Genomic DNA, 24,960 nt, shown 5'->3' with positions numbered 1-24,960 from the left:
ACCATGAAAAAAATTGTATTATTAGTTGCATTTTGCTTAAGCATAGGAAATGTTTTCGCACAAGATGCAGACAAGTTAAGAGATGAAGGTGATGCTGCCTTAAAAGCAAAGAACTACCCTGAAGCCGTAGCCAAATATGGTGAGTACTTAAAATTGACAGAATACAAAGATACCGTTCGTATTTTCAACTGTGGTTTTAGCGCTAATCAGGCAAAGATGTACGAAGAAGCAGCCAAATATTTCGATATGGCTGTAAAATACAACTACAATTTGGACGATTCATACACGGGTGAAGCAATGGCTTATCGTAACCTGAACAAAACAGAAGAATTCGTATCAACTGTTGAAGCTGGTTTGAAAGCTCTTCCAGGAAACGCTAATTTGGAAAAATTACTGTATTCATATTGTATCAAGCAAGGACAGGCTGCTCAAAAGAAAGGCGATATCGAAGGAGCTGAAGCTTTATACAAGAATGTATTGATCGCTTCTAACAAGAAATATCAGGAAGGTGCTTTATATAGCTTAGGTGCCATGTTGTATAATCAGGGAGCAACGACTTTGCAGAAAGTGACTCCACTGGCTACAACAGAACCCGATAAATATAAAGCTGAAAAGGCGAAGGCTGATGAACAACTGAAAGAAGCTAAGGGTTACTTGGACAAAGCTTTAGAACTTAACCCTAACAATGCCAACGTCAAGAAACTGGTAGATGCTATTGCTGCAACTTTGCAATAAAAACAATATCTAACCAACTTATAAAATGTACGGGTTACGATAACAGATCAAAGTTATCGTAACCTTTTTTTACTTCCAACGGATCTGCTTACAATGATACGAGAATCTAAAATGATTCTCACTAATTTCAAAATCAAATTCCATTAGTTTCGAATTTAAAGCTTACCAGTCGCTTTTCTTCCCCTTTTGCCCCTAAAATTGATTCGCTTCATATATCTTTGCGTAACATTTTAAATTTAGGTTGAATGGTTAGTTTTCTTCAAGTGGATGGATTAACGAAGAGCTTTGGTGATTTAGTACTCTTCGAGAATATAACTTTCGGTGTAGCGCAAGGACAAAAAATAGGTTTGATTGCCAAAAACGGTTCTGGAAAAACAACATTGTTGAATATCATCGCCGGAAAAGAAGATTATGACAGTGGTTCTATTGTCTTCCGGAATGATTTGCGTGTCGGTTATCTTGAGCAGGCGCCACATTATCCAGAAGGATTAACCGTTCTGCAGGCTTGTTTTTATTCTAAAAATGAGACTGTACAGCTATTGGCTGAATACGAACAGGCTTTGGTGGAAGATGATACCGATAAATTGAACAGCCTGCTTGAACGAATGGACAGCCTGAAAGCCTGGGATTATGAGCAGCGAGCCAAACAAATCTTGGGCGAATTGAAGATTCACAACCTGGAACAAAAGGTGGAAAGTCTTTCCGGTGGACAGCTAAAACGTGTCGCTCTGGCCAATGTATTGATCACAGAGCCGGAACTGATTATTCTGGATGAGCCGACCAACCACCTGGATCTTGAAATGACAGAATGGCTGGAAGATTATCTGAACCGTTCAACTATCAGTATTTTGATGGTGACGCATGATAGGTATTTTCTGGACCGTGTATGCAGTGAAATCATAGAAATAGATCAAAAGCAAATTTTTCAGTATAAAGGCAATTACAGCTATTACCTCGAAAAAAGGCAGGAACGCATTGATGCACAAAATGCAGAAGTGGAACGTGCAAGCAACTTATTGCGGAAAGAACTGGACTGGATGCGCCGTCAGCCACAAGCACGCGGGACAAAGGCCAAATATCGTATTGATGCCTTTTATGAACTGGAGAAAAAAGCGCACCAGCAACGCGAAGCGGGCCATGTAAACTTAGATGTAAAAGCATCGTACATCGGCTCAAAAATATTCGAAGCCGTTGATGTATGCAAACGGTTTGACGACTTAAAGATTACCGACCATTTCAATTATACGTTTGCCCGTTATGAAAAAATGGGAATTGTAGGGAACAACGGTACCGGAAAATCTACTTTCATAAAAATGCTGTTGGGCGAAGTGAAACCAGACAGCGGACACTTCGATATCGGAGAAACAGTCCGTTTTGGTTATTACAGTCAGGAAGGTTTACAGTTCGACGAACAAATGAAAGTGATTGATGTTGTTCAAAACATTGCTGAATATATCGATTTGGGTGACGGCCGCAAGATGGGTGTCGCACAATTCCTGAATTACTTTTTATTTACTCCCGACCGTCAGCACAGCTATGTTTATAAACTGAGTGGCGGAGAAAAACGCCGTTTGTACCTTTGTACGGTATTAATGCGCAATCCGAACTTCTTGGTATTAGACGAGCCTACGAACGACCTTGACATTATCACATTAAATGTACTGGAAGAATACCTGCGTAGCTTTAAAGGATGCGTAATTGTTGTATCGCACGACCGCTATTTCATGGATAAAGTAGTAGATCATCTGCTGGTATTCCGCGGGAATGCTGATATCAAAGACTTTCCGGGCAATTATACGCAATACCGGGCATGGAAAGAGGAACAGGATCAGCTGAAGAAACAACAGGAACAAGCTTTGCAGAGCAAGCAGGCTCCGGCAGAAGAAAAGAGTCGGAAACCGGAAAAAGAAGTTAAACGGCGACTGACCTTCAAGGAAAAGAAAGAATTTGAAGCCCTCGATGCTGAAATACCGGCTCTGGAAGCAGAAAAGAAAGAATTGGAAACAGCCATGAGCAGCGGTACTTTATCGACCGATGAACTGTTGGCTAAATCGGCCCGCATCTCCGAATTAATGGAAGAACTGGATGAAAAGACAATGCGCTGGCTGGAACTGAGTGAATGGGTTTGAAAAACAGGATCAATATGGAATCATCGAACAAACCGGTTTTATGGAATCGTAACTTCGTACAATGTTGCTTTTCTTACTTTCTGATGAATTTTGCCTTTTACATGCTGATGCCTACGATGCCAGTCTATCTGACGGAAGAATTAGGTATCGGAAAATCAGAAGTCGGCATTGCATTGTCCAGTTACACGATCGGCGTTCTATGCGTGCGTCCTTTTTCAGGATATCTGGTAGATTGTTTTTCCCGAAAGCCGTTGTATTTGTTTGCTTTTACTTTATTCGGACTCTTCTTCTTCGGATATTTCTTTACAGCTCTAAGTCTGTTATTGATCATTCGGTTTCTGCAAGGCGGTTTCATGGGGTTAACGTCTGTTGCCGGCAACACCATTACGATAGATGTCATTCCTTCTGCCCGAAGAGGAGAAGGAATGGGTTTCTATGGGTTAACGATCAATCTGGGCATGTCACTGGCACCACTGGTAGCAGTTGCCGCATACGCCCACCACGGCTTTTCATCCATCGTCTGGATTTGTTTGGGTATTTCGTTAGCAGGCATACTTTCTGTCCTGTTCATCCAATATCCGGCTCGTAAACCCGTAAAACGTCCCTCCTTTTCGTTAGACCGTTTTATTCTGCTGACAGCATTGCCAGCTGCTGCAGCTTATATATTGATTGCTATCCCCTACGGCATGATTACCTCATTCGTCGTATTGTATGGAAAAGAAATCGGCATTACAGAACCGGGTTATTTCTTTGTGTTCATGGCTATCGGCGTAGGCATTTCCAGATTAATCTCTGGTCGTCTGGTCGATCACGGGAAGATACATCAAGTGGCTTCTTCATCCATTATTTGTCTGATTGTATTCTTTGCTTTATTTGCTACCATCCATGATCCAGCTGTATTCTATGGTTCTGCCCTATTCATTGGACTTGGTTTTGGCACTGGCGTACCTGCATTTCAGTGCTTATTTGTCAATGTCGCCCCACATAACTTACGTGGAACCGCTACTTCTACTTATCTGACTTCATTTGATGTGGGTGTCGGTATTGGTATGCTTCTGGCTGGTTTTATCTCTGCGCATATTAACTTGTCGGCTGCTTATCTTTTTGGGTCATTTTGCTGCGTAATCTCTTTACTGGTTTACTGGCGTTGGACAAAAGCCTCCTATGAGAAGCATAAGATATTACAATGACATTACAAAATGATGGTAATTATGGCGAATTAATCTCATTTAGCTGCTTATTTCAGCTATACAATTGTAAATAGAAAGCCATAATCCTTGATATATATCAATTACAACAACGATTTTACATTTATTAATAGTGCTAGATAGTTATGCTATAAAACATCTATATATCTTTGCCTTCGAAAAAAGAAATGATATCAACACTGGATGTTGGTAGAATGAGTTTAGGTTATATTTTAGGTTGTTTTTAGGTTTAATTATTTTAAGATTATTGATTATGAAACGTTTAGGTTTATTCGTTGCAGCCGTATTAATGAGCGCAACAGTTAGTTTTGCAAGTAACAAAAAACTTCCGTTCTCTGCAAATACATATCAGTTGAGCTGTTATTTGCAGTTAACATCTGATCAGGTTAAGGAAGTAGAAAACATCAACGATTACTTCCACGAAATGCAGAAAGCAAGTCTGCGTGCTTCAGATGATCAGAAAGAAGCTAAGATGCAGAAAGCAATCTACAGCAACTTGAAGTTGATGAAAAAGGTGCTGAATACAGAACAATATCGTAAATATGTTGCATTGATCAACGTAACTAACAACAACAATCGTTTATCTGGCTTTGATGTTGTTCCTGATTCTTATTTGGCAGATAACAAGTAAATTCAATTACTTACCCTATAAGAAAGAGACTTAGGCCCCACGCCAAAGTCTCTTTTTTTATATAGACACTGAATCTATCCATTCCACCAGTTTATTTCATCAAGACAACCACCGGATTATCATCCGCCCTGATAGCTTTTAAAGCTTGTATTTCAGCTGGAAGTTCTGCTGCATCCGAATGCTCTTCAAACCATTCTGCTATTGTTTCGGCCGGTATTAGCTGAGCAAATTCGCCATCAGCTGTTACAAAAGTAGGTTGTAAAGGCAAGAATCCGTTCAGATCGTTTTCCATTCCTTCTTCGTAAGCTGCCACCTTTACCTCTCCGCTTTTTTTCAGATAAAGCGCATTATAGGCTTTTCGCTTGTCTTGCCGATAAAGATTGACGACAAAACGCAACCACAAGAAGCGGTCGTTTTCCATGACTTCCAACGGATAGATAGCGTCGTCTTTCTGCGCGTCATACCTGTCTTCCCGCTTCCACGTCATAGCTCCGAAATCAAACCGCCGTTCAGGCAATAAACCGTCTTTTGTCACCTGATAAATGGTATCATTGAAGAGCTCGCGAAAATAAAGCTTTTTGCCTACGTGCCAGAAAGGATGTTCGGTTGGAATGAGCCCCATTTCATCTCCATTTTTGTAATGGATAAAAATCATTGAATGCCCCATCAATGCCTGTTGGAATACAGCAATGCTTTCAATATCGGCTTGGTTTCCGGAAACAATGGCTTTTTCTTCTCCATGAGAGGGAAAAGAAGCCAGCAAAGTTGTATCACGATAAAGAATGACTCGGTCGGGTTTTGTGGCAGTAGCAGATGTGTGTTTCACCAAGGTTTGCTTATCTAAGTAATCATTCGAATCAATCCCAAACAAGCCATCACTTAATTCTACTTCTTTCGATGTGCCGACAAAATTCCCATCTGTATCATAAATAGCAGAAACGCCGTCACCCTTCAAGAAATAAAGATATCCGTTTGCCGCATCGAGCCAGCCGGTCAGTTCCCGACATCCTTCCGGATCATTCCCGATATGTCCGACTGATGCTACAAACCGCCCATCAGATTTATTAAAAGAAAAACATTGCTTTTGGGACGAAGAGACAATCAAACGGTTTCCAGCCACACGTATGGAAGGAGCATTTCCGACTAAAACACTGTCGGTTGTTTCTAAGGGGATATATGTTACTTCCCGAAAATAATCAGAAGCCTTTAAGGTTGTTATGGTAGAATAGGCTGATCCTACAGGAATCGTTTCCAATTCTCCTTCCGTAGTGGAAGAACTGCAACTGCATCCTAACCATATACTCAAGGGTAAAGCCCAATACAAAGAATTTATTTTCATGGTCAGTCAGATAAATATTAAAAAGTTAACAATTTGATGAGCCAAGAAGAAAACAAGGGAACACTGCTCCCAAAAGCCTTGTTCCCTTGTCAACTGCTTACTATATTTTATTTCTTTGCAGCTTTCTTAGCAGCCTTAGCTTCTTTCTTGGCTATTTTTTCCCATTCTTTTGCGCCTAATTCTTTCTGTTTCGCAGTAAATTCTTCAGCGATCTTCATTGAAGCGGCTTCTTCTTCCGGAGTAGCAAACGCATGTTTGTATCCTTTTACATCGTTCCAATGTCCGCGAGTGAAGTCGGGGAAGGCAACGGCAGCACAACCGTTATCCATAGAAATAGCACCTAATTCAGCCAAGCTACACCATTCAGCCAAATCATATACATCCATATCCAAAGGCAGGCCGTTCTGCAGGCAGTATACCAAGCGTGAATCCATGATGAAGTCCATACCACCGTGTCCACCTACTTCCTTAGCCATCTCACCGTATTTCTTCAAGATCGGATGCTGGTATTTCGCAACCAACGCTTCCATTTCTTCCTTCGGCAAGAATGAATGTGTACTCAAATTATCAACTTTCGGCTGAACACCTGATGCTGCCATCTGTTCTGAATCGAGAGCATAACCTTCTACCGGATACTTATTGGCAAAACCTTTAGTTCCAGTCAGCTGATACAAACGGTTATACGGTTGCGGATTCATAACGTCATGCTGGATTTCGATTACTTTTCCATTTTCTGTACGAATCAAAGTAGTCGTATGATCACCATTGCGGAAGTTGTCGCACTTCTCGCCTGTAGCCTTTTCAACCAAGGCTTTACCATGAACCGATTTCGTATCCATAGCTACCAAAGTAGTCATGCGGTCGCCACGATGGATATCCAAAGCCTGAGCAACCGGGCCTAAGCCGTGAGTAGCGTACACATCACCGCGATTTTCCATATTATAGCGCAAACGCCAGCCTAACTTATCTTCTTTTCCGTTCTTCCAATAGTAATCCCAGAAATCATCCAAGTTGTGGATATAAGCACCCTGGGCACGGATTACTTCACCGAAAACTCCCTGCTGAGCCATATTCAAGGTATTCATTTCAAACCAGTCGTAGCAGCAGTTTTCCAAAATCATACAATGCTTGCGTGTCTTTTCTGTCAGGTTGATCAATTCCCAGCACTGTTCCAGATTCATGGCAGAAGGAACTTCGATGGCCGTGTGCTTACCGTTTTCAAGTGCACATTTGGCAATCGGGAAATGATGATCCCAATCAGCAGCAATATAAACCAAGTCAATATCTTCACGCTGGCAAAGTTCTTTATAGCCTTCAGCTCCAGAATAAATGGCTGCTGGCGGCAGACTTGCCTTACGCAAAATATCCTGACATTTCTCGGCACGTTCTTTCTCGTAGTCACACAGCGCTACAATCTGAACACCCGGAATGTAAGTAAAGCGCTCCACCGCACCCGGACCACGCATACCTAAGCCGACGAAACCTACACGGACAACATTTAGCTTCGGAGCTTTCATTCCCAAAGCATGTTCCTGACCAGCAGGACGTTCAGGAGTATCAATTACAATCGTTCCCTTTTCCCAATGCCACTTCGTTGAAGGAGACAAAGATTGCGCGTTCATGGATACGGGAGTACAGATAAGCGCGAACGCTGCGCAGGCTCCGATCACCCACTGAGTAATTTTCTTCATGTCTTTATTATTTATAAATTATTTAATGTATATAGGCTGAATTAAATTCAATTTTCATCTATCTCACTACCACTTACAAGTAAATAATGTAATTATCATCCTTTGAAAGGACAAATATATTCAAAATATTGGAATAATCAGCCTTTATTTCTTAAAAATTATCCGAGTATCACCAGATAGTCGCCTGTTCTACGTATGCAAGAGATTCGATTCTGCCTGGAAAGTAATTGTTTGACAATTGTCAAAAAGCTTTTCCACATATATGATAAAGCTTTATCACATATATAGAAAAGCTTTACGACTTCTGTCAAACAATCAAAAGATAACGTATTCTATATTCAAAGCTAACGAATGTTGTATTCTCTCTTAATGATAATCCGGCTGGACCAACATAAAAAGCAAGAATGAAAACTTAGAAATAAAAATCAGTTCCACCTTGGCGATTAGTAATTAATCCCTATCTTTGTGTTTCAAATGAACAAAAATTAAGAAATAATGCCGAATATCTCACAACGAGGAGTCAATATGCCGGCTTCTCCTATCAGAAAACTTGTTCCGCTGGCCAATCAGGCAAAAGCTAAGGGAATTAAAGTGTATCACCTCAATATCGGGCAACCGGATGTGCCAACACCCGAAGTCGCGATGGAGGCGATGCGCCATATTGACCGCACCGTGCTTGAATATTCGCCCAGTGAAGGAATCCGCAGTTTCCGAGAAAAATTAGTGAAGTATTACGCGAAATTCAATATTATAGTCGACGCTGACGATATTATCATTACGACCGGAGGTTCGGAAGCCGTATTCTTCTCGTTTATGGCCTGTCTGGATCCAGGGGATGAAATTATTGTTCCCGAACCTGCCTATGCCAACTATATGGCATTTGCCATTTCGTGTGGCGCAGTCATCAAAACCATCCCTTCCACCATTGAAGAAGGATTTGCTCTTCCCTCGGTAGAACGGTTTGAAGAACTGATTACTCCGCGTACCAAAGCCGTTCTGATCTGTAATCCGAACAATCCGACCGGCTATCTATATACCCAGAAGGAAATGAATCAGATTCGTGATATTGTCAAGAAATACGATCTGTTCTTATTTTCGGACGAAGTTTATCGTGAATTCTGTTATACAGGCGCACCTTATATTTCTGCCTTCCATCTGAAAGGGATTGAGAACAATGTGGTACTGGTTGATTCCGTATCCAAAAGATACAGCGAATGTGGTATCCGTATCGGAGCCCTGATCACCAAGAATCAGATGGTGAAAGAGAATGTCATGAAATGGTGCCAGGCCCGCCTGAGTCCGCCTTTAATCGGTCAGATTATTGCAGAGGCATCATTGGATACACCCAATGACTACATGCTGAATGTATATAATGAATATGTAGAACGGCGTAAATTCCTGATCGACGGATTGAACCGGATTCCGGGATGTTATTCGCCGATTCCGATGGGAGCTTTCTATACGGTGGCAAAACTGCCAGTAGACGATGCCGACAAGTTCTGTGCCTGGTGCTTGAGTGACTTCGAATATGAAGGACAAACCGTCATGATGGCGCCGGCATCGGGTTTTTATACTACACCCGGGTTAGGAAAAGACGAGGTACGTATGGCTTACGTGCTCAAAAAAGAAGACCTGGCGAAAGCGCTGATCGTACTCCAAAAGGCACTTGAAGCGTATCCGGGCCGAACCATTTAACAAAAAGGAACTGGATGAATCTGGAACTATTTATCGCAAGAAAGATACATTTCGACAAGAATGGTGACAGACAAGCTACGCCCCCGGCTATCCGGATTGCCATGATTGGCATTGCTTTAGGCTTGGCTGTCATGATTCTTTCTGTAGCCATTGTGATCGGATTCAAGAAAGAAGTGCGGAATAAAGTCATCGGATTCGGTACGCATATTCAAATATCCAATTTCGACAACAATACCTCCTACGAAACCATACCGATTGCCTTTTCGGATACCTTGTTGCAAGCGCTGGCTGCGAATCCGGCTATTGCTCACGTAGAAACCTTCGCTACCAAACCGGGGATTCTAAAGACGGAGCAGGATTTCCAAGGGATTGTCTTGAAAGGTGTTGACGAACAGTATGACTGGACTTTCCTGAAGAAAAACCTGAAAGAAGGAGATATCCTACATTTTGATCCGGATAAACGATCAACCGACGTATTGATCTCAAAATACCTGTCTGACCTGTTAGGCTTGAAACTGGGAGATTCATTCCTCACCTACTTTGTCGGCGAAGAAGTCCGCGTTCGGAAGTTTCACATTTCCGGCATCTACGAAACTGGTTTTGCCGACTACGACAAACTGTTTGTCTTTGCCGACATCAGACAAGTCAGACGTTTGAACGGATGGGACGACGACCAGGTAAGCGGCGTCGAACTATTGGTTCACGATTATGACCAGCTCGACCAGACAGCCGAAGATCTTTACTTCGAAATGGCCAACCGGCAAGACCGCGAAGGCAACAGCTATTACGTCCGTTCCATTAAAGACCTGAATCCGATGATATTCAGCTGGCTGGATGTACTCGACATCAATGTCGTAGTTATCCTTGTCCTGATGCTGGCCGTTGCCGGCTTTACCATGATTTCCGGCTTACTCATTATCATTCTGGAACGGACCAATATGATCGGCATTCTGAAAGCCTTAGGGCAGAACAACCGGAGCATACGGAAAGTATTCTTATATGTATCATTCTTCCTCATTGGCAAAGGCATGCTTTGGGGAAATGTAATCGGGATAGCCATTTGCCTGCTTCAATCAACAACCCATATTCTCAAGCTGGACCCAACCATTTATTACCTGGATGCCGTTCCTATAGATTTAAGCCTTACCTCGCTGATATTATTGAACATCGGGACACTGGCAATTTCCATGTTAATGATGTTAGGACCTTCTTATCTGATTACCCAAATAAGTCCGGCCCGGAGTATACGTTTTGAATAAGGACAAGACCTGTTCGCTTAGAGAAACGAACGGTAAGTGTAAAAAGTCACAACTTATTGGCAAATTGTCCTGTTTATTTAATTGAAGCATATCATACATGAATCATTATTTTAATTGATCGCTCAAATGAAAATATTACGAGGAATTATCACTACCCTTTGGATTTGTGTAGGATTGACATCCTGCATACAAGACGAGCCATTATGCCCGGAAGCAGAAATAGAGTCATTTACGCTCCCGGCTGAAATTCTGTTTAGCGACCCGGTAATCAACCAAGGCCAGAATACAATTCAGGTACTGTTAAACCCAAATACAGACCGAAGCGCTTTAGCTCCGCAAATAACAGTCACCGAGTATTCAACCGTATCACCAGCTTCCGGCGAAACAGTTGATTTTACGGAACCGGTAACCTATCGCGTAACAGCGCAAGACGGCATCCATACCCGCGACTATCAGGTACAGATGATCGTAATGCAAGACGAAGATGTCTATACATCGCTGATGAAAAACTTTGATTTTTCCTATTGGGAAGAAAACAGCACATTCCATTACGCGACTCCCGTACAAAAGACAAATGATGGTACTACCTACAGTATCTTTTCAACCAGTAACCAGGGTGTTGCCTTGTATCAGCAATTTCCGGTACCCGAACAGTATCCTACGTATGCAATCGCACACAATGACGGTTATGCAGCTAAAATGATAACGAAAGTAGGACCCGGGAATATTTTAGGTCTTCAATACATACCCATCGTAGCAGGTTCCTTATACACAGGTACCATGAATCTGTTAAATGCTCTCCGAGATCCATTGACAGCCACGCAATTGGGCCGATCATTCAATCAGATACCAGTCCGTTTTACCGGTAAGTATAAATATAAAGCCGGATCGGGTGATTACATTGGTTCGGACGGAAACCCAAAACCGGGCGTAAAAGATTCATGCGCCATATATGCCGTTTTCTACCGGACCGATGAAAACCTGCAAGTATTGGATGGAACAAATGTACACAGTCATCCTAATATCATCCTGCAGGCCATGCTTCCTGACCGGTCATCAACAGCAGGAGACGACTTTCAGGCATTTGATATAGAATTCAAGCGGATGAACGACGAAGTAATTGATTTCAGCAAGCATGAATATAAATTAGCAGTTGTTTTCTCTTCCAGCTTTTGGGGAGACCGCTACGAAGGAGCACCAGGCAGTGAACTGGTAGTCGATGACGTAAAAATCATTACTGAAGGCGATGAAAAGGGTTTATAGTATTAATATAGGACAAATGAATATGAAAAATATATGGATTATACGAATAGCAGCCTGTTTGCTGCTTTTATCGGTAAGCACTTCTGTTTTTTCCCAGGAATTCAGACAGAATTGGGAAAAGAAAGTCTTTGCAGCCTATAACTTAGGGGGAACAAGTCCGCTTCCTATTCCAGCTGAAATCCGTAAAATCAACTATTGGAAACCCGGATTTGGCGGCACATTAGCTTTCCATCTGACAAGATGGCTGGATGCAAATTGGGGAGTTACAACCGGTTTAGCCATCGACTTGAAAGGAATGAAAGTAGAAGCAGATGTAAAATACTTATATACAAGCCTGGTTGTCGGAGAAGGTGATCATGCCGGTAAATTCACAGGAACTTTTTCCGGAAAAGATCAGACCAATGTTCGCAACGACTATTTAGTTTTGCCTATTATGGCGGCCTGGCGGCCAAATGACCAATGGGCTGTACGCTTGGGCGGTTATGTTGCCTTTCAGAATGATGCCAAATTTGAAGGCGTAGCATCAGACGGCTATATACGCAACGGCGGACCCACCGGAGAGAAGATCACTGTAGAAAGTGCCACTTATGATTTCGCTAATGAAGTCCGTTCGTTTGACGCTGGCATAATGGCGTCGGGCGACTGGTTCTTTACAAAGAAGATGGCAGCAACCGCACAACTTTCCTGGGGCTTAGTACCTATCTTTCCATCAGATTTTGAAGGCTTATCCTATAAGATGTATAACATCTACCTTTCTTTGGGAATTGCCTATCGGCTATAAAGAGAAAAAGATGGCACGAACTCCTCCCTGTGAAACATTCGTGCCATACATTCTTTTCTGTAAGCCCTAATTCAGTGGGTCAATATTTCCAATCCATGATCCGTCATTACAAAAGTATGCTCCCATTGCGCAGAAGGCAGTCCGTCATCCGTCAATACCGTCCAGTTATCATCCGCATCAATATAAACATCATAACGTCCCATATTGATCATCGGTTCAATGGTAAACACCATTCCCGGAACCAGCAGCATGCCTGTTCCTTTTCTTCCGAAATGGGTGACTTCTGGTTCTTCGTGAAATTCCAATCCAACGCCATGACCGCATAAATCACGTACTACGGAGTACCCGTTCTTCTCGGCATGTTTCTGAATGGCATGACCTATATCGCCTACAAAGCCAAAAGGTTGAGCCGCCTCCATGCCTATCTGCAGACATTCTTTCGTCACTTCTACCAGACGGCGTTTAGCCGGAGAAACATTTCCGATCATAAACATACGGGAAGCATCCGAATAATAACCGTCTAAAATCGTTGAAGCATCTACATTGATGATATCTCCGTCTCGCAGAATTTCTTTCTCACTGGGAATGCCATGGCAAACCACTTCGTTGATAGAAGTACAGACACTTTTCGGGAAGCCTTCATAATTAAGAGGTGCCGGAATAGCTCCGTGATCCATCGTATACTCATAAACTAACTTATCAATCTGTGCCGTCGACATTCCTTCTTTAATTTCATGCTCAACCAGATCAAGAACGCCAGTATTGATTACTCCACTACGACGGATTCCTTCAATCTGCTCCGGAGTCTTTATCAGGCTTCTCTTCGGAACCAAATGTCCTTTATTCTGGTAATACAGCACTTGCTTGTCCAACTCGGTCAAAGGCTGTCCTTTGATCAAGTGCCAATTGTTGATTTTTCTTCTTGACATCATTGTTTTCCTTTTTAGTCATACAAAAGTACGCAAACCTTTTATTATAATCCCACAGTTATATAAGTATTATTCATTCTCTTTCCTAAAAAGCACAAACAGTTTGGAAAGAAATACGTATCTTTGTCATCTGTTATTATAGAAATACCCAATATACAATGGCATCAAAAGTAACAAAAGGTTTCTTAATTCTATTTTGGTCATTATTCATCGCCGGCATAGTTGCCGTCTATCTACTTTTTGCAGCTATAGCCAATGGCTCAATCGGTTATATGCCACCTGTGGAACAATTGGAAAACCCGATTGACAAATACGCATCACAGGTTATTTCTTCAGATGGAAAAACAATAGGAAGTTATGCGCACAGTTCAGACAACCGCATCTTTGTTACATACAACGACTTGTCTCCCGACTTGGTAAAAGCTTTGATTGCAACTGAAGACGTCCGATTCGCTGAACATAGCGGCATTGACGCTATCGGTCTATTCCGTGCCATTATCAAGCGAGGCATTCTGATGCAGAAAAGCGGTGGTGGAGGAAGTACCATCACCCAGCAGTTAGCGAAACAGTTATTTTCGCCAAGCGCTGATAACTTTATGGAACGACTGTTCCAAAAGCCCATCGAATGGGTAATTGCCGTACAGTTGGAGCGGTATTATACCAAAGAGGAAATCATCAATATGTACTTGAACAAGTTTGATTTCCTTTATAACGCTGTTGGAATCCAGTCGGCAGCTTCTGTCTATTTCGGGAAAACACCGAAGACACTGACCATCGAAGAAGCAGCCACGCTGGTAGGTATGTGCAAGAATCCCTCCTATTTCAATCCAGTTCGCAGAAACGAACGCACACGCGGACGTAGAAATACAGTTCTTGACCAAATGCAGAAAGCCGGATACATCACACAGGCTGAATGTGATTCTTTGAAAAAGCTGCCTTTGAAACTCCATTTTCAGAGGATCGACCATAAAGATGGTTTAGCCCCTTACTTCCGGGAGTTCTTGCGTATGACGCTGACGGCCAAAAAACCGAACCGGAAAAATTACGCTTCTTGGCAAGAACAGAAATTCAAGGAGGATTCTGTTTCATGGGAAACAAATCCGTTATATGGCTGGTGCAATAAAAATAAACGGGCCGACGGTGAGTTTTATAATCTCTATACCGACGGCTTAAAAATATACACCACCATTGATTCACGCATGCAGAAGTATGCAGAAGATGCCGTACGTGAACACATCGGAGAATACCTGCAGCCTCAATTTACAAGAGAGAAAAAAGGACGTAGCTATGCCCCGTTCTCTCGAGACCTTACAACAGGAGAAATAGATACTATTCTGATGCGTGCAATGCATCAGACCGACCGTTATCGCTGGATGAAGAAAAGCGGTATGAAAGAAGCTGAAATGCGGGCAGAATTCCAGAAGCCTGTAGAAATGCGTGTATTCACCTGGAACGGTCCTGTTGATACCATCATGTCACCGTGGGATTCTATCCGTTATCATAAAGGCTTTCTGCGTTCAGCCTTCATGTCGATGGATCCGCATAACGGATACGTTAAAGCTTATGTCGGAGGCATTGATTACAACTATTTCCAATATGATATGGTGAATGGAGGACGCCGGCAAATTGGCTCAACCATTAAACCTTATTTATATTCATTAGCCATGATCGAAGGAATCAGTCCCTGTGATGAAATGCTGCATGTCCAGCAACAACTGACAGATGAGAATGGTAAATTATGGATTCCAAGAAACTCTAATAAGAAACGCATTGGCGAAATGGTCAGCATCCAATGGGGATTACAAAATTCAGACAACTGGGTAACCGCTTACCTGATGAGTAAGTTATCGCCATACACATTTGTCCGCTTATTACATTCCTTCGGATTAAAAGGTGACATAGATCCAGTCGTTTCTGTCTGTCTGGGGACACCCGATGTTTCAGTAGGAGAAATGGTTAGTGCCTATTCAACTTTTGCCAATCAGGGCATTCGTGTAGAACCTTTATATGTAACTCGCATAGAAGACTCGTACGGTAACACCATTGCGAACTTCACAACTCAAGTCAATGAAGTCTTGACGGAAGATGCTTCATACAAGATGTTGCATATGCTGCGAAGTGTAATCGATGGTGGTACAGGCGGACGTATTCGCGGACGTTATCACATCAAAGCCCCGATGGGAGGTAAAACCGGTACGACACAAAATAACTCTGATGCCTGGTTTATGGGCTTTACTCCAAATCTGGTTTCAGGTTGTTGGGTTGGAGGTGAAGAACGATCCATTCATTTTGACCGGATGGAATGGGGACAAGGAGCGGCTTCTGCGTTACCTGTATATGGTTTATTCATGCAAAAAGTCTATGCTGATAAGTCTTTGGGTTATTCGGAAGAAGAAGATTTTGAGATTCCGGAACAATATAAAGACCCTTGTGCTAACAAATCGTCAGAATCCACAACGACTAATCAAGAAAATTACCCTAGTGGAATAGACAAAATGTTCGAATAAATCACTATATTTGCCATTATTCACTCAATAAAGCGAAGAATGTATGGTTAACAGAGAGTTGATTTGCCCTCAGAGTATCGTTGTTGTCGGTGGTTCAAATAATATACATAAGCCCGGAGGACGACTGGTTAGAAATCTGTTAGATGGGAAATTTAAAGGCAGTTTGTATGTAGTCAATGCAAAAGAGACAGATGTTCAGGGTTTAAAATCCTATCATTCCGTCCAAGACATACCGGAAACGGAAATGGCTATCATTTCTATTCCAAGCAAAGCCTGCGTAGAAGTAGTTGACGTACTGGCTCACCAGAAAAACGTAAAAGCCTTTATCATCATTTCGGCCGGATTTGGAGAAGAAACGAAAGAAGGAGGAATACTTGAAGACAAAATTCTGGAAATAATCAACGAAGTAGGAGCTTCGCTGATCGGTCCGAACTGCATCGGTTTAATGAATATTCATTTCCATGGTGTCTTTACCCAACCGATTCCTGAGTTTCATCCAGACGGTGTTGATTTTATTTCCAGTTCGGGAGGAACAGCTCTATTCATCATCGAATCAGCCTTAAGTAAAGGATTGAGATTTTCATCGGTATGGTCAGTTGGAAACTCCAAACAACTAGGTGTGGAAGATATTCTGGAATATATGGACCGGAATTTCAACGCTGCTACCGATTCCAAAATCAAGATGCTTTATATCGAACAGATCAAAGATCCGGACAAGCTCTTATATCATGCATCATCTCTCATTAAGAAAGGATGCAGAATAACAGCCATTAAGGCAGGCAGTACTGAATCAGGAAAACGAGCAGCCTCTTCTCATACAGGAGCCATTGCCAGCTCTGATTCAGCCGTAGAAGCTTTATTCAGAAAAGCGGGTATCGTTCGTTGTTATAGCCGTGAAGAATTAACGACTGTCGCCAGTATCTTTACCCTAAAAGAAGTAAAGGGTAAGAATTGTGCCATCGTAACACATGCCGGTGGACCGGCAGTCATGCTTGCCGATGCATTATCAAAAGGACGATTGAATGTTCCAGATCTAAACGGACCTATTGCAGAAGAACTGAAAAGTAAGTTATATCCAGGAGCAGCCGTTGGTAATCCAATTGATATCATCGGAACAGGAACTCCAGAGCACTTGGCAACCGCTATTGACTATTGCGAGAACCGGTTCGATAATATCGATTTGATGATGGTTATTTTCGGTAGTCCGGGATTGGTTAAACTCTATGATGCTTATGAAGTACTTCACAAGAAGATGGAAGAATGCCGAAAACCAATCTTCCCAGTATTACCTTCTATTGTAACAGCCGGTCCAGAAGTACAAAGCTTCATCAAGAAAGGCCATGTCAATTTCTCGGATGAAGTAACACTTGGTACTGCCTTGGCACGTGTCCTTAATACTCCGAAACCAGCAAGTACGGATATTCAGCTTTATGGAGTTGATGTTCCGGAAGTAAGAAGGATTATTGACCGCCTGCCATCAGAGGGCTATCTAAGTCCAGAAGAAACTCGTTTGTTACTTAAAGCTGCGAATATACCATTGGTAGAAGAATTTACTTCAAGCGACAAAGAAGAATTACTGGCTTTTGCCCGTAAAATAAAATACCCAGTAGTAGCAAAAGTGGTAGGTCCAGTACATAAAAGTGATATTGGTGGTGTTGCCTTAAATATCCGGTGCGATGAACATTTACTGTTCGAATATGAGCGTATGATGAAGTTGCCTGGAGTAACAGGCATCATGGTTCAACCGATGTTGAAAGGCCAAGAATTATTCTTAGGTGCTACCTATGAAAACAAGTTCGGTCATATTGTATTCTGTGGCTTAGGTGGTATTTTCGTGGAAGTATTGAAAGATGTCAGCTATGGTCTTGCGCCACTATCCTATGAAGAAACATTCTCTATGATTCATTCATTGCGGGGTTATCCGATTATTAAAGGTACACGCGGGCAAAAAGGAATTGATGAACAACAATATGCTGATCTAATTGTTCGCCTATCCACATTACTTCGTTTTGCAAATGAAATAAAAGAAATGGATATAAATCCATTGGTTGCAACCGATCGAGGTTTATTTGCCGTGGATGCTCGTATTCGCATCGAGAAATAATAAGAGATCATAAAGGTTGTTCTTTTCAAGAAAGGAACAACCTTTTTTATTTGTTTTACGGTAATATTCCCGTACATTTGCATAAATCAATAAAAATATAGAGAGAATGAAAACACATCTTCTGAAAACGATAATCAGTTTGGTCTTTTTCGGAGTTTTGCACACCAGCTGTCAGTATACCTCACAAAAGGAAACAGACAATGCTGTTAAATTCGATTCAATTCTGGTTGATAAGACTTATCATTTGCTGGATAATCCGGAGAATCCAAACTGCAACCTGCAAATTAAATTCATTTATCCTGTTTCTGTAGAGAAAAGTCAATTGGCCGATATCCAGAAACAATTTGTACTGGCTTATTTTGGTGAAGCATACGAAAACTTATCGCCTCAAGATGCCGTAGCTAAATACACAAACGATTATCTGGCAGCATATAAGGAACTGGAACCAGATTACGAAGAAGAACTGAAAAGAGCTGAAGACGGAACACCTATTGGTGCCTGGTTCTCTTATTATGAATTATCATCTAACCAGATTCAGTTCAATCAGCATGATTTAATCTGTTTTACGGTAAACTTTGAGAATTATACTGGAGGAGCTCACGGTGCTCATGCCTATAATCATTTTGTCATAGACTTAAAAAGTGGGAAAAAACTGACTGAAGAGGATATATTCACAGATAACTATCAAGAAGCTTTGGCTGAAATTCTGGTAAATCAAATAGCCAAACAGAATAATGTTACCGATCCAAAAGAATTGGAAAACATGGGATTCTTTAGTGTGGACGAGATCTATCCAAACAATAACTTCCTGGTTGATGAAACAGGAATTACTTATACATTTAATGAATACGAAATAGCAGCATACGTAGTCGGTCCGATTCATGTACATATTCCTTATGAGGAAGTACAATTATTATTGAAGAAAGAGAGTCCGATCGCATCGTTAGCTGGCTTATAATATGATAATTGATAAATATGGAACAAGATAACAATCCTATTCGTCCTGCCTGTGTAGACGAGCAATTGGCTATTCTGCAAGGATATTTTCCACATTTGAATGAAAAGCAGATTAAGCAGTTCAGCTCTTTATATGAACTGTATGCTGATTGGAATGCTAAAATCAATGTTATATCCAGAAAAGATATTGAGAACCTGTATCTTCATCATGTCTTGCACTCATTAGGCATTACGGCCATGTTGCATTTTAAAGACGGTTCATCCGTCATGGATTTAGGGACAGGAGGTGGATTTCCGGGAATTCCATTGGCAATTTTATTTCCAAATGTTAAGTTTCATCTGGTTGACAGCATCGGAAAGAAGATTAAAGTCGGACAAGCCGTCGCTGAAGCAATCGGATTACAGAATGTAACATTCCGTCATTGCCGGGGAGAAGAAGAAAAACAAGCATTCGACTTCGTAGTAAGCCGGGCAGTCATGCCTCTCGCTGATCTTGTAAAAATCGTCCGGAAGAATATCCGAAAAGAACAGATCAATGCTTTGCCCAACGGGCTTATCTGTCTAAAAGGAGGCGAACTGGCACATGAAATACTACCGTTCAAAAACCAGGCTATCCAATTGGACCTGTCAGATACATTCTCTGAAGAATACTTCAAAACCAAAAAAGTAGTTTACGTACCGCTATGATGGAGATCAAACAATTCACGGTTAATTTCTTTGGAGAGAACTGCTATTTGTTATATGACGAAACAAAGGAAGCCGTTCTTATAGATTGCGGATGCATGAACAGACAAGAGTTTTCTCAAGTTGAAGGATGCATCACCCAACAGCAATTAGTCATTAAGCACCTTCTTTGCACCCATTATCATGTAGATCATCTGATGGGTGCCGCTTTGGTTTATCAGCAATACGGACTTCTTCCAGAAGTTTGTCAGGAAGATACCGTCGTGTTACCGTCTATCAGCCAGCAAGCAGTGATGTTCGGATTACCCTACATACAAGAAACTGCTATCGGAGCTTATCTGAACGAAGGAGATGTGATTAGTTTCGGCCATACTAAACTGACAGTAATAGCTGTTCCAGGACATTCTCCCGGCAGTGTTGCCTTTTATGAGAAAGAACGAGGGTGTGTCTTTGTAGGCGATGCCTTGTTTGCTGGCAGCATCGGGCGAACAGATCTTTGGGGCGGAAATGCTCAGCAGTTGGTTGACTCTATTCACAAGGCATTATTTACCTTGCCTGACTCAACGGTTGTTTATCCGGGACATGGTCCGATGACAACCATTGCTTATGAGAAATCAAATAATCCTTACTTATAAAAATATCAACTTATGGATACAACTAAATTTGTTAATCGCCATGTAGGTATCACAGCGGAAGATCTTCCAGATATGCTGAAAGCTGTTGGTGTGAATACACTTGACGAGCTGATTGACCAGACTATTCCGGCCAACATACGTTTGAAGCAGCCGTTGAACCTGCCCGAACCCATGACAGAACGCGAATTCGCTGAACATATTAACGAATTAGCTTCAAAGAATGAAGTTTTTACTTCTTATATTGGAATGGGTTGGTATGATACTATTTGTCCGGCACCTATTCAACGCAACGTATTTGAGAATCCGGTTTGGTACACGTCTTATACACCGTATCAAGCTGAAGTTTCACAAGGCAGATTGGAAGCCTTACTGAATTTCCAGACAGTTATCTGTGATCTGACAGGTCTTCCTTTGGCTAACTGTTCTTTGCTTGACGAAGCTACTGCTGCAGCCGAAGCTGCAACCATGTTCTTCGGAGCTCGCAGTCGTGCTCAAATCAAGGCTGGAGCTAATGTTATATTCGTAGACGAAAAGGTATTTGCCTCTACACAGGCAGTTATCCATACTCGTGCTATTCCACAGGGAATGAAGATTGTGACAGGCGACTATAAGACATTTGCTTTCACTCCGGAAGTTTTCGGAGCTATTGTACAGTACCCGAATGCAGATGGTTCAATAGAAGACTATCAGGAATTCATCAATCGCGCACATGCTAACGGCACAAAAGTAGCTGTTGCAGCAGACCTAATGAGTCTGGTATTATTGACTCCTCCGGGAGAATGGGGCGCCGACGTCGTATTCGGAAGCAGCCAGCGTTTTGGTATCCCAATGTTCTACGGCGGACCATCAGCAGCATACTTTGCAACAAAAGATGAATATAAACGTGCGATTCCGGGACGTATCATCGGTATCTCAAAAGATGCTTACGGCCATCCGGCTTACCGTTTGGCACTGCAAACCCGTGAACAGCATATCAAACGTGAGAAAGCAACATCCAATATTTGTACAGCACAGGCTTTATTGGCAACAATGGCCGGATTCTATGCTGTTTACCACGGAGCAGAAGGATTGAAGAACATTGCCGGCCGCATTCATGCAACAGCCGGTTTCGTAGCTAAAGAGCTGGAGAAATTAGGATACAAACAATTGAACAAAGATTTCTTCGATACGCTGAAGATTGAATTACCAGCCAATGTATCTATTGAAGCATTGCGTGAAATTGCTTTGGAATGCAAAGTCAACCTGCGTTACTTCGACAGCGGTCTGGTTGGAATCAGTATTGATGAAACAACTCAACCAACAGATGTTGGTGTCCTGATGTACATCTTCTCGGGTGCAGCCGGCAAAGATTATATGTTACAGGAAGCCATTCCGTGCCAGACTTATTTTGATCCGAAGTTTGCCCGTACATCAGCCTTCCTGCAAGAAGACGTCTTCAAGAAATATCATACCGAAACAGAACTGATGCGTTATATCACTCGTTTGGGAAGAAAGGATATTTCTCTGGCTCAGTCGATGATTTCTTTAGGTTCATGTACCATGAAGTTAAATCCGGCTTCAACCATGCTGCCTCTGAGTTTGGCTCAATTCCAGAATATTCACCCGTATGCACCGGAAGATCAAGTGGAAGGTTATAAGGAACTGATCGAAAACTTATCTTCTTATCTTTGTGAAATAACAGGATTTAAGGGATGCACTTTACAACCTAATTCAGGAGCTGCTGGCGAATACACGGGTTTACGCGTAATCCGTGCTTATCTGGAAAGCATCGGTCAAGGTCATCGAAACATTGTTCTGCTGCCGGCTTCAGCCCACGGAACGAACCCGGCCAGTGCTATCCAATGTGGATTTACAACAGTTACCGTAAAATGTGATGAAAACGGAAACATTGATCTGGAAGATTTCCGGGCAAAAGCGGAAGCCAACAAAGACAATCTGGCAGCCAGCATGATTACTTATCCGTCTACTCACGGTATCTTCGAAGCGGATATCAAGGAAATGTGTGAGATTGTTCACGCCTGCGGCGGACAATTATACATGGATGGAGCCAATATGAATGCGCAAGTCGGATTAACTAATCCGGGAACAATCGGTGCGGATGTTTGCCACTTGAACCTGCATAAGACATTCTCTTCTCCTCACGGTGGTGGCGGTCCTGGCGTAGGTCCGATCTGTGTAGCAGAACATCTGGTTCCATTCTTGCCTCAACATCCGGTTCTGTTTGGAAGCGACCTGAATACAGTTGCAGCTGCTCCTTATGGTAGTGCAGGTATTCTTCCTATTACATACGGATACATTCGTATGTTAGGAACTGAAGGATTAACAATGGCTACCAAGATTGCCATTTTGAATGCTAATTATTTAGCAGCTAAGTTTAAAGATACATACGGAGTTGTCTATACTGGAACAACAGGACGTGTAGGCCATGAACTAATTCTCGAATGCCGTACCGTTAAAGAACGCACAGGAATTGATGAAAGTGATATTGCCAAGCGTCTGATGGACTTCGGTTACCATGCTCCTACTCTTTCTTTCCCAGTCCATGGAACATTGATGGTCGAACCGACTGAAAGTGAAAGTAAAGCTGAACTGGATCGCTTTGTAGAAGTTATGGAATGTATCTGGAACGAAATCAAGGAAGTTGAAAATGGAGAAGCCGACAAGGTTGATAATGTACTGAAGAACGCTCCGCATCCGGAATATGAAGTTACTGCTAACGAATGGGATCACAGCTATCCACGCAGTAAAGCTGCATTCCCACTCGAATGGCTACACGACAGCAAGTTCTGGATCAATGTGGCCCGTGTCGACAATGCTTATGGAGACCGTAACTTGGTTCCAACAATCTGCAATTGCCAGATTTAAGCCTTTATCACTCCCCTAAAATAAGTTACAGCGGCAATACCAATCTTATGAAGAATGGCATTACCGCTGTTTCTTTTCTACTATTTCTTTCGGGCTGCTACAGCCAACAAAATGCCTAAAATTACTCCTAATAGTGCGGCAAACAAGACCCGAGCTTCTTCAGGTAATAAGAAGGTAACAGTATGTGCTGGTATCCAGAAGAACGGAATCGTTTTCTTAAATACAAAATTCCACTGCACATTCCAATTCAAATGGGTTATGATTTGTGTCATCGGAATAGGTGTCAATAAGCTCTTTACCGAACCGCCGCATTGCAGTATATGTGTATCAGTTATTTTATGAAAAGTCATAAATACAGGAGCAAAAATACCGTTCATACCTAATGAAATACAAAAAGCAACCCAGAATTTATCCATACAGAAACTTGCCGCCATCACTTCGACTGCATTTGTCATTCCCATATATACTAATAATTGTGGAACACCTTTTGAGAATACAATCATAGCCATATTGATACCTACTCCCAATATTCCCCATACTACCATACGTGGAATTATACCAAAACCTGGTCGATTATAAACACCCGTGCTGATTCGTAGGCCCAAACACTCACCTAAAGTTGAAAGGATGGCAAACTTCAGGAAACTCATTATCATGCCATGTGCAGCATTAAACGATTTATACCAAGCATATAAATCAGGACTTAGTACAAAGGGCAGAAACAGGACCGCCACTAACAGGAGAAATAAAAAATCGCTCTTTTTCATCTTTTTGTTATGTTTTTCATGACTATTTTGGCAAACATAACAGAATTATCTGATTTTAACATCATGAAACCCGAATATTTTTCATTTAACAGATAAAAAAAGAGCGATATTTATTATAAAAGTGCAGCTACATCAGGCAAAGTATCGTCTTTTGTTGCATCAGGCAACAGAATAATTGGAAGCTGCGGCAATCGTTCTTTCAAATAATCCAATGTATTCTTTTCGATTGCGGCATCTTCTTCCGGATACCGGTTATAAACCAAGGCTGCGACTTTTATCCCGTATTGCTTACAAGCTGAAAGACTTAACAGAGTATGATTAATACTGCCTAATCGACCATTCGTGACTAAAATTACCGGATACTGATGTTCCTGAATATAGTCGATTGTCAGGACATGATGATCAACAGGCACCATCAATCCGCCGGCTCCTTCCAATAAGACATATTCGTATTTATCCTGCAACTGACGGGTAGCCGAGGCAATTACCGCATAATCAATGGTACGACCATCGCGGTCAGCAGCCATGTGCGGTGAACACGGATAAGTAAAGATATAAGGACAAGTCAGCCCTGAACGATCTTCTTCCGTCAATGGAATTCCCTGTATTTTCCGGTGCATTTCAATATCTTCAGAAATTTCCAGACAACCGGTCTGTACCATTTTCTGCGTGATAACTGTTTTCCCTGCGGCAGCAATAGCTTTAGCCAACAAACCTGTCGCATACGTCTTCCCGATATTGGTATCAATACCGGTAACAAATAAAACTTTTCCCATTGCTT

The 24,960-nt window shown here is 42.0% G+C and carries 19 protein-coding genes; 14 read left to right on the top strand and 5 right to left on the bottom strand.

The window, feature by feature from the left end:
* The first annotated feature begins 3 nt into the window (after positions 1–3).
* The 4 genes from NEE14_RS15705 to NEE14_RS15690 all read left to right on the top strand — a co-directional run bounded on the left by NEE14_RS15705 (position 4) and on the right by NEE14_RS15690 (position 4,703).
* Positions 4–735: a hypothetical protein gene (locus tag NEE14_RS15705; protein ID WP_251966201.1), complete on the top strand. Its 732-nt coding sequence runs from the start codon at positions 4–6 to the stop codon at positions 733–735.
* A 245-nt stretch (positions 736–980) separates the two neighbouring features.
* Positions 981–2,864, top strand: a complete 1,884-nt coding sequence (locus NEE14_RS15700) for an ABC-F family ATP-binding cassette domain-containing protein (protein ID WP_251966200.1) — start codon at positions 981–983, stop codon at positions 2,862–2,864.
* Positions 2,865–2,878: 14 nt separating this feature from the next.
* Positions 2,879–4,054, top strand: coding sequence for an MFS transporter (locus NEE14_RS15695; protein WP_251966199.1), 1,176 nt, complete (start codon positions 2,879–2,881; stop codon positions 4,052–4,054).
* A gap of 271 nt (positions 4,055–4,325) precedes the next feature.
* Positions 4,326–4,703, top strand: a complete 378-nt coding sequence (locus tag NEE14_RS15690) for a hypothetical protein (protein ID WP_251966198.1) — start codon at positions 4,326–4,328, stop codon at positions 4,701–4,703.
* A gap of 91 nt (positions 4,704–4,794) precedes the next feature.
* Here NEE14_RS15690 and NEE14_RS15685 read toward each other — a convergent pair whose 3' ends face one another.
* Together NEE14_RS15685 and NEE14_RS15680 are read right to left on the bottom strand one after the other, a co-directional pair.
* Positions 4,795–6,042: a DUF4934 domain-containing protein gene (locus NEE14_RS15685; RefSeq protein WP_251966197.1), complete on the bottom strand. Its 1,248-nt coding sequence runs from the start codon at positions 6,040–6,042 to the stop codon at positions 4,795–4,797.
* 107 nt (positions 6,043–6,149) lie between these two features.
* Positions 6,150–7,664 carry a Gfo/Idh/MocA family protein gene (locus NEE14_RS15680; RefSeq protein WP_422394717.1) on the bottom strand — a complete coding sequence of 505 codons (1,515 nt, stop codon included), beginning with the start codon at positions 7,662–7,664 and terminating at the stop codon, positions 6,150–6,152.
* 564 nt (positions 7,665–8,228) lie between these two features.
* On the opposite strand from NEE14_RS15680, the gene NEE14_RS15675 reads away from it, so the two are divergent.
* The 4 genes from NEE14_RS15675 to NEE14_RS15660 all read left to right on the top strand — a co-directional run bounded on the left by NEE14_RS15675 (position 8,229) and on the right by NEE14_RS15660 (position 12,731).
* Positions 8,229–9,428 carry a pyridoxal phosphate-dependent aminotransferase gene (locus NEE14_RS15675; protein WP_251966195.1) on the top strand — a complete coding sequence of 400 codons (1,200 nt, stop codon included), beginning with the start codon at positions 8,229–8,231 and terminating at the stop codon, positions 9,426–9,428.
* 14 nt (positions 9,429–9,442) lie between these two features.
* On the top strand, positions 9,443–10,687 hold the full coding sequence (locus NEE14_RS15670) for an ABC transporter permease (RefSeq protein ID WP_251966194.1): 1,245 nt from the start codon (positions 9,443–9,445) through the stop codon (positions 10,685–10,687).
* Positions 10,688–10,813: 126 nt separating this feature from the next.
* Positions 10,814–11,950, top strand: a complete 1,137-nt coding sequence (locus NEE14_RS15665) for a PCMD domain-containing protein (protein WP_251966193.1) — start codon at positions 10,814–10,816, stop codon at positions 11,948–11,950.
* Between the two features lie 22 nt (positions 11,951–11,972).
* Positions 11,973–12,731, top strand: coding sequence for a porin family protein (locus NEE14_RS15660; RefSeq protein ID WP_251966192.1), 759 nt, complete (start codon positions 11,973–11,975; stop codon positions 12,729–12,731).
* Positions 12,732–12,802: 71 nt separating this feature from the next.
* Here the strand turns inward: NEE14_RS15660 and map are convergent, their stop codons facing one another.
* Positions 12,803–13,660 carry a type I methionyl aminopeptidase gene (map, locus tag NEE14_RS15655; RefSeq protein WP_251966347.1) on the bottom strand — a complete coding sequence of 286 codons (858 nt, stop codon included), beginning with the start codon at positions 13,658–13,660 and terminating at the stop codon, positions 12,803–12,805.
* Between the two features lie 158 nt (positions 13,661–13,818).
* Here map and NEE14_RS15650 point away from each other — a divergent pair, with 158 nt between their 5' ends.
* From NEE14_RS15650 to gcvP, 6 genes are all read left to right on the top strand, one after another.
* Positions 13,819–16,167: a transglycosylase domain-containing protein gene (locus NEE14_RS15650; RefSeq protein WP_251966191.1), complete on the top strand. Its 2,349-nt coding sequence runs from the start codon at positions 13,819–13,821 to the stop codon at positions 16,165–16,167.
* A 43-nt stretch (positions 16,168–16,210) separates the two neighbouring features.
* Positions 16,211–18,271, top strand: coding sequence for an acetate--CoA ligase family protein (locus tag NEE14_RS15645; RefSeq protein WP_251966190.1), 2,061 nt, complete (start codon positions 16,211–16,213; stop codon positions 18,269–18,271).
* Between the two features lie 106 nt (positions 18,272–18,377).
* Positions 18,378–19,229 carry a DUF3298 and DUF4163 domain-containing protein gene (locus tag NEE14_RS15640; RefSeq protein ID WP_251966189.1) on the top strand — a complete coding sequence of 284 codons (852 nt, stop codon included), beginning with the start codon at positions 18,378–18,380 and terminating at the stop codon, positions 19,227–19,229.
* A 17-nt stretch (positions 19,230–19,246) separates the two neighbouring features.
* Complete coding sequence (gene rsmG / locus NEE14_RS15635; RefSeq protein ID WP_251966188.1) at positions 19,247–19,915, top strand: 16S rRNA (guanine(527)-N(7))-methyltransferase RsmG; 669 nt, start codon at positions 19,247–19,249, stop codon at positions 19,913–19,915.
* Positions 19,912–20,547, top strand: a complete 636-nt coding sequence (locus tag NEE14_RS15630; protein WP_251966187.1) for an MBL fold metallo-hydrolase — start codon at positions 19,912–19,914, stop codon at positions 20,545–20,547. Before rsmG ends, NEE14_RS15630 begins: the two co-directional genes overlap by 4 nt.
* 12 nt (positions 20,548–20,559) lie before the next feature.
* Positions 20,560–23,412, top strand: a complete 2,853-nt coding sequence (gcvP, locus tag NEE14_RS15625) for an aminomethyl-transferring glycine dehydrogenase (RefSeq protein ID WP_251966186.1) — start codon at positions 20,560–20,562, stop codon at positions 23,410–23,412.
* An 80-nt stretch (positions 23,413–23,492) separates the two neighbouring features.
* Here gcvP and NEE14_RS15620 read toward each other — a convergent pair whose 3' ends face one another.
* Positions 23,493–24,179, bottom strand: a complete 687-nt coding sequence (locus NEE14_RS15620) for a hypothetical protein (protein WP_251966185.1) — start codon at positions 24,177–24,179, stop codon at positions 23,493–23,495.
* A 113-nt stretch (positions 24,180–24,292) separates the two neighbouring features.
* Positions 24,293–24,955, bottom strand: coding sequence for a dethiobiotin synthase (gene bioD / locus NEE14_RS15615; protein WP_251966184.1), 663 nt, complete (start codon positions 24,953–24,955; stop codon positions 24,293–24,295).
* Positions 24,956–24,960 lie beyond the last annotated feature (5 nt).

This window comes from Parabacteroides sp. AD58, from assembly GCF_023744375.2.
GTDB lineage: Bacteria > Bacteroidota > Bacteroidia > Bacteroidales > Tannerellaceae > Parabacteroides > Parabacteroides absconsus.
This window is presented reverse-complemented; position numbering and strand designations above follow the sequence as displayed.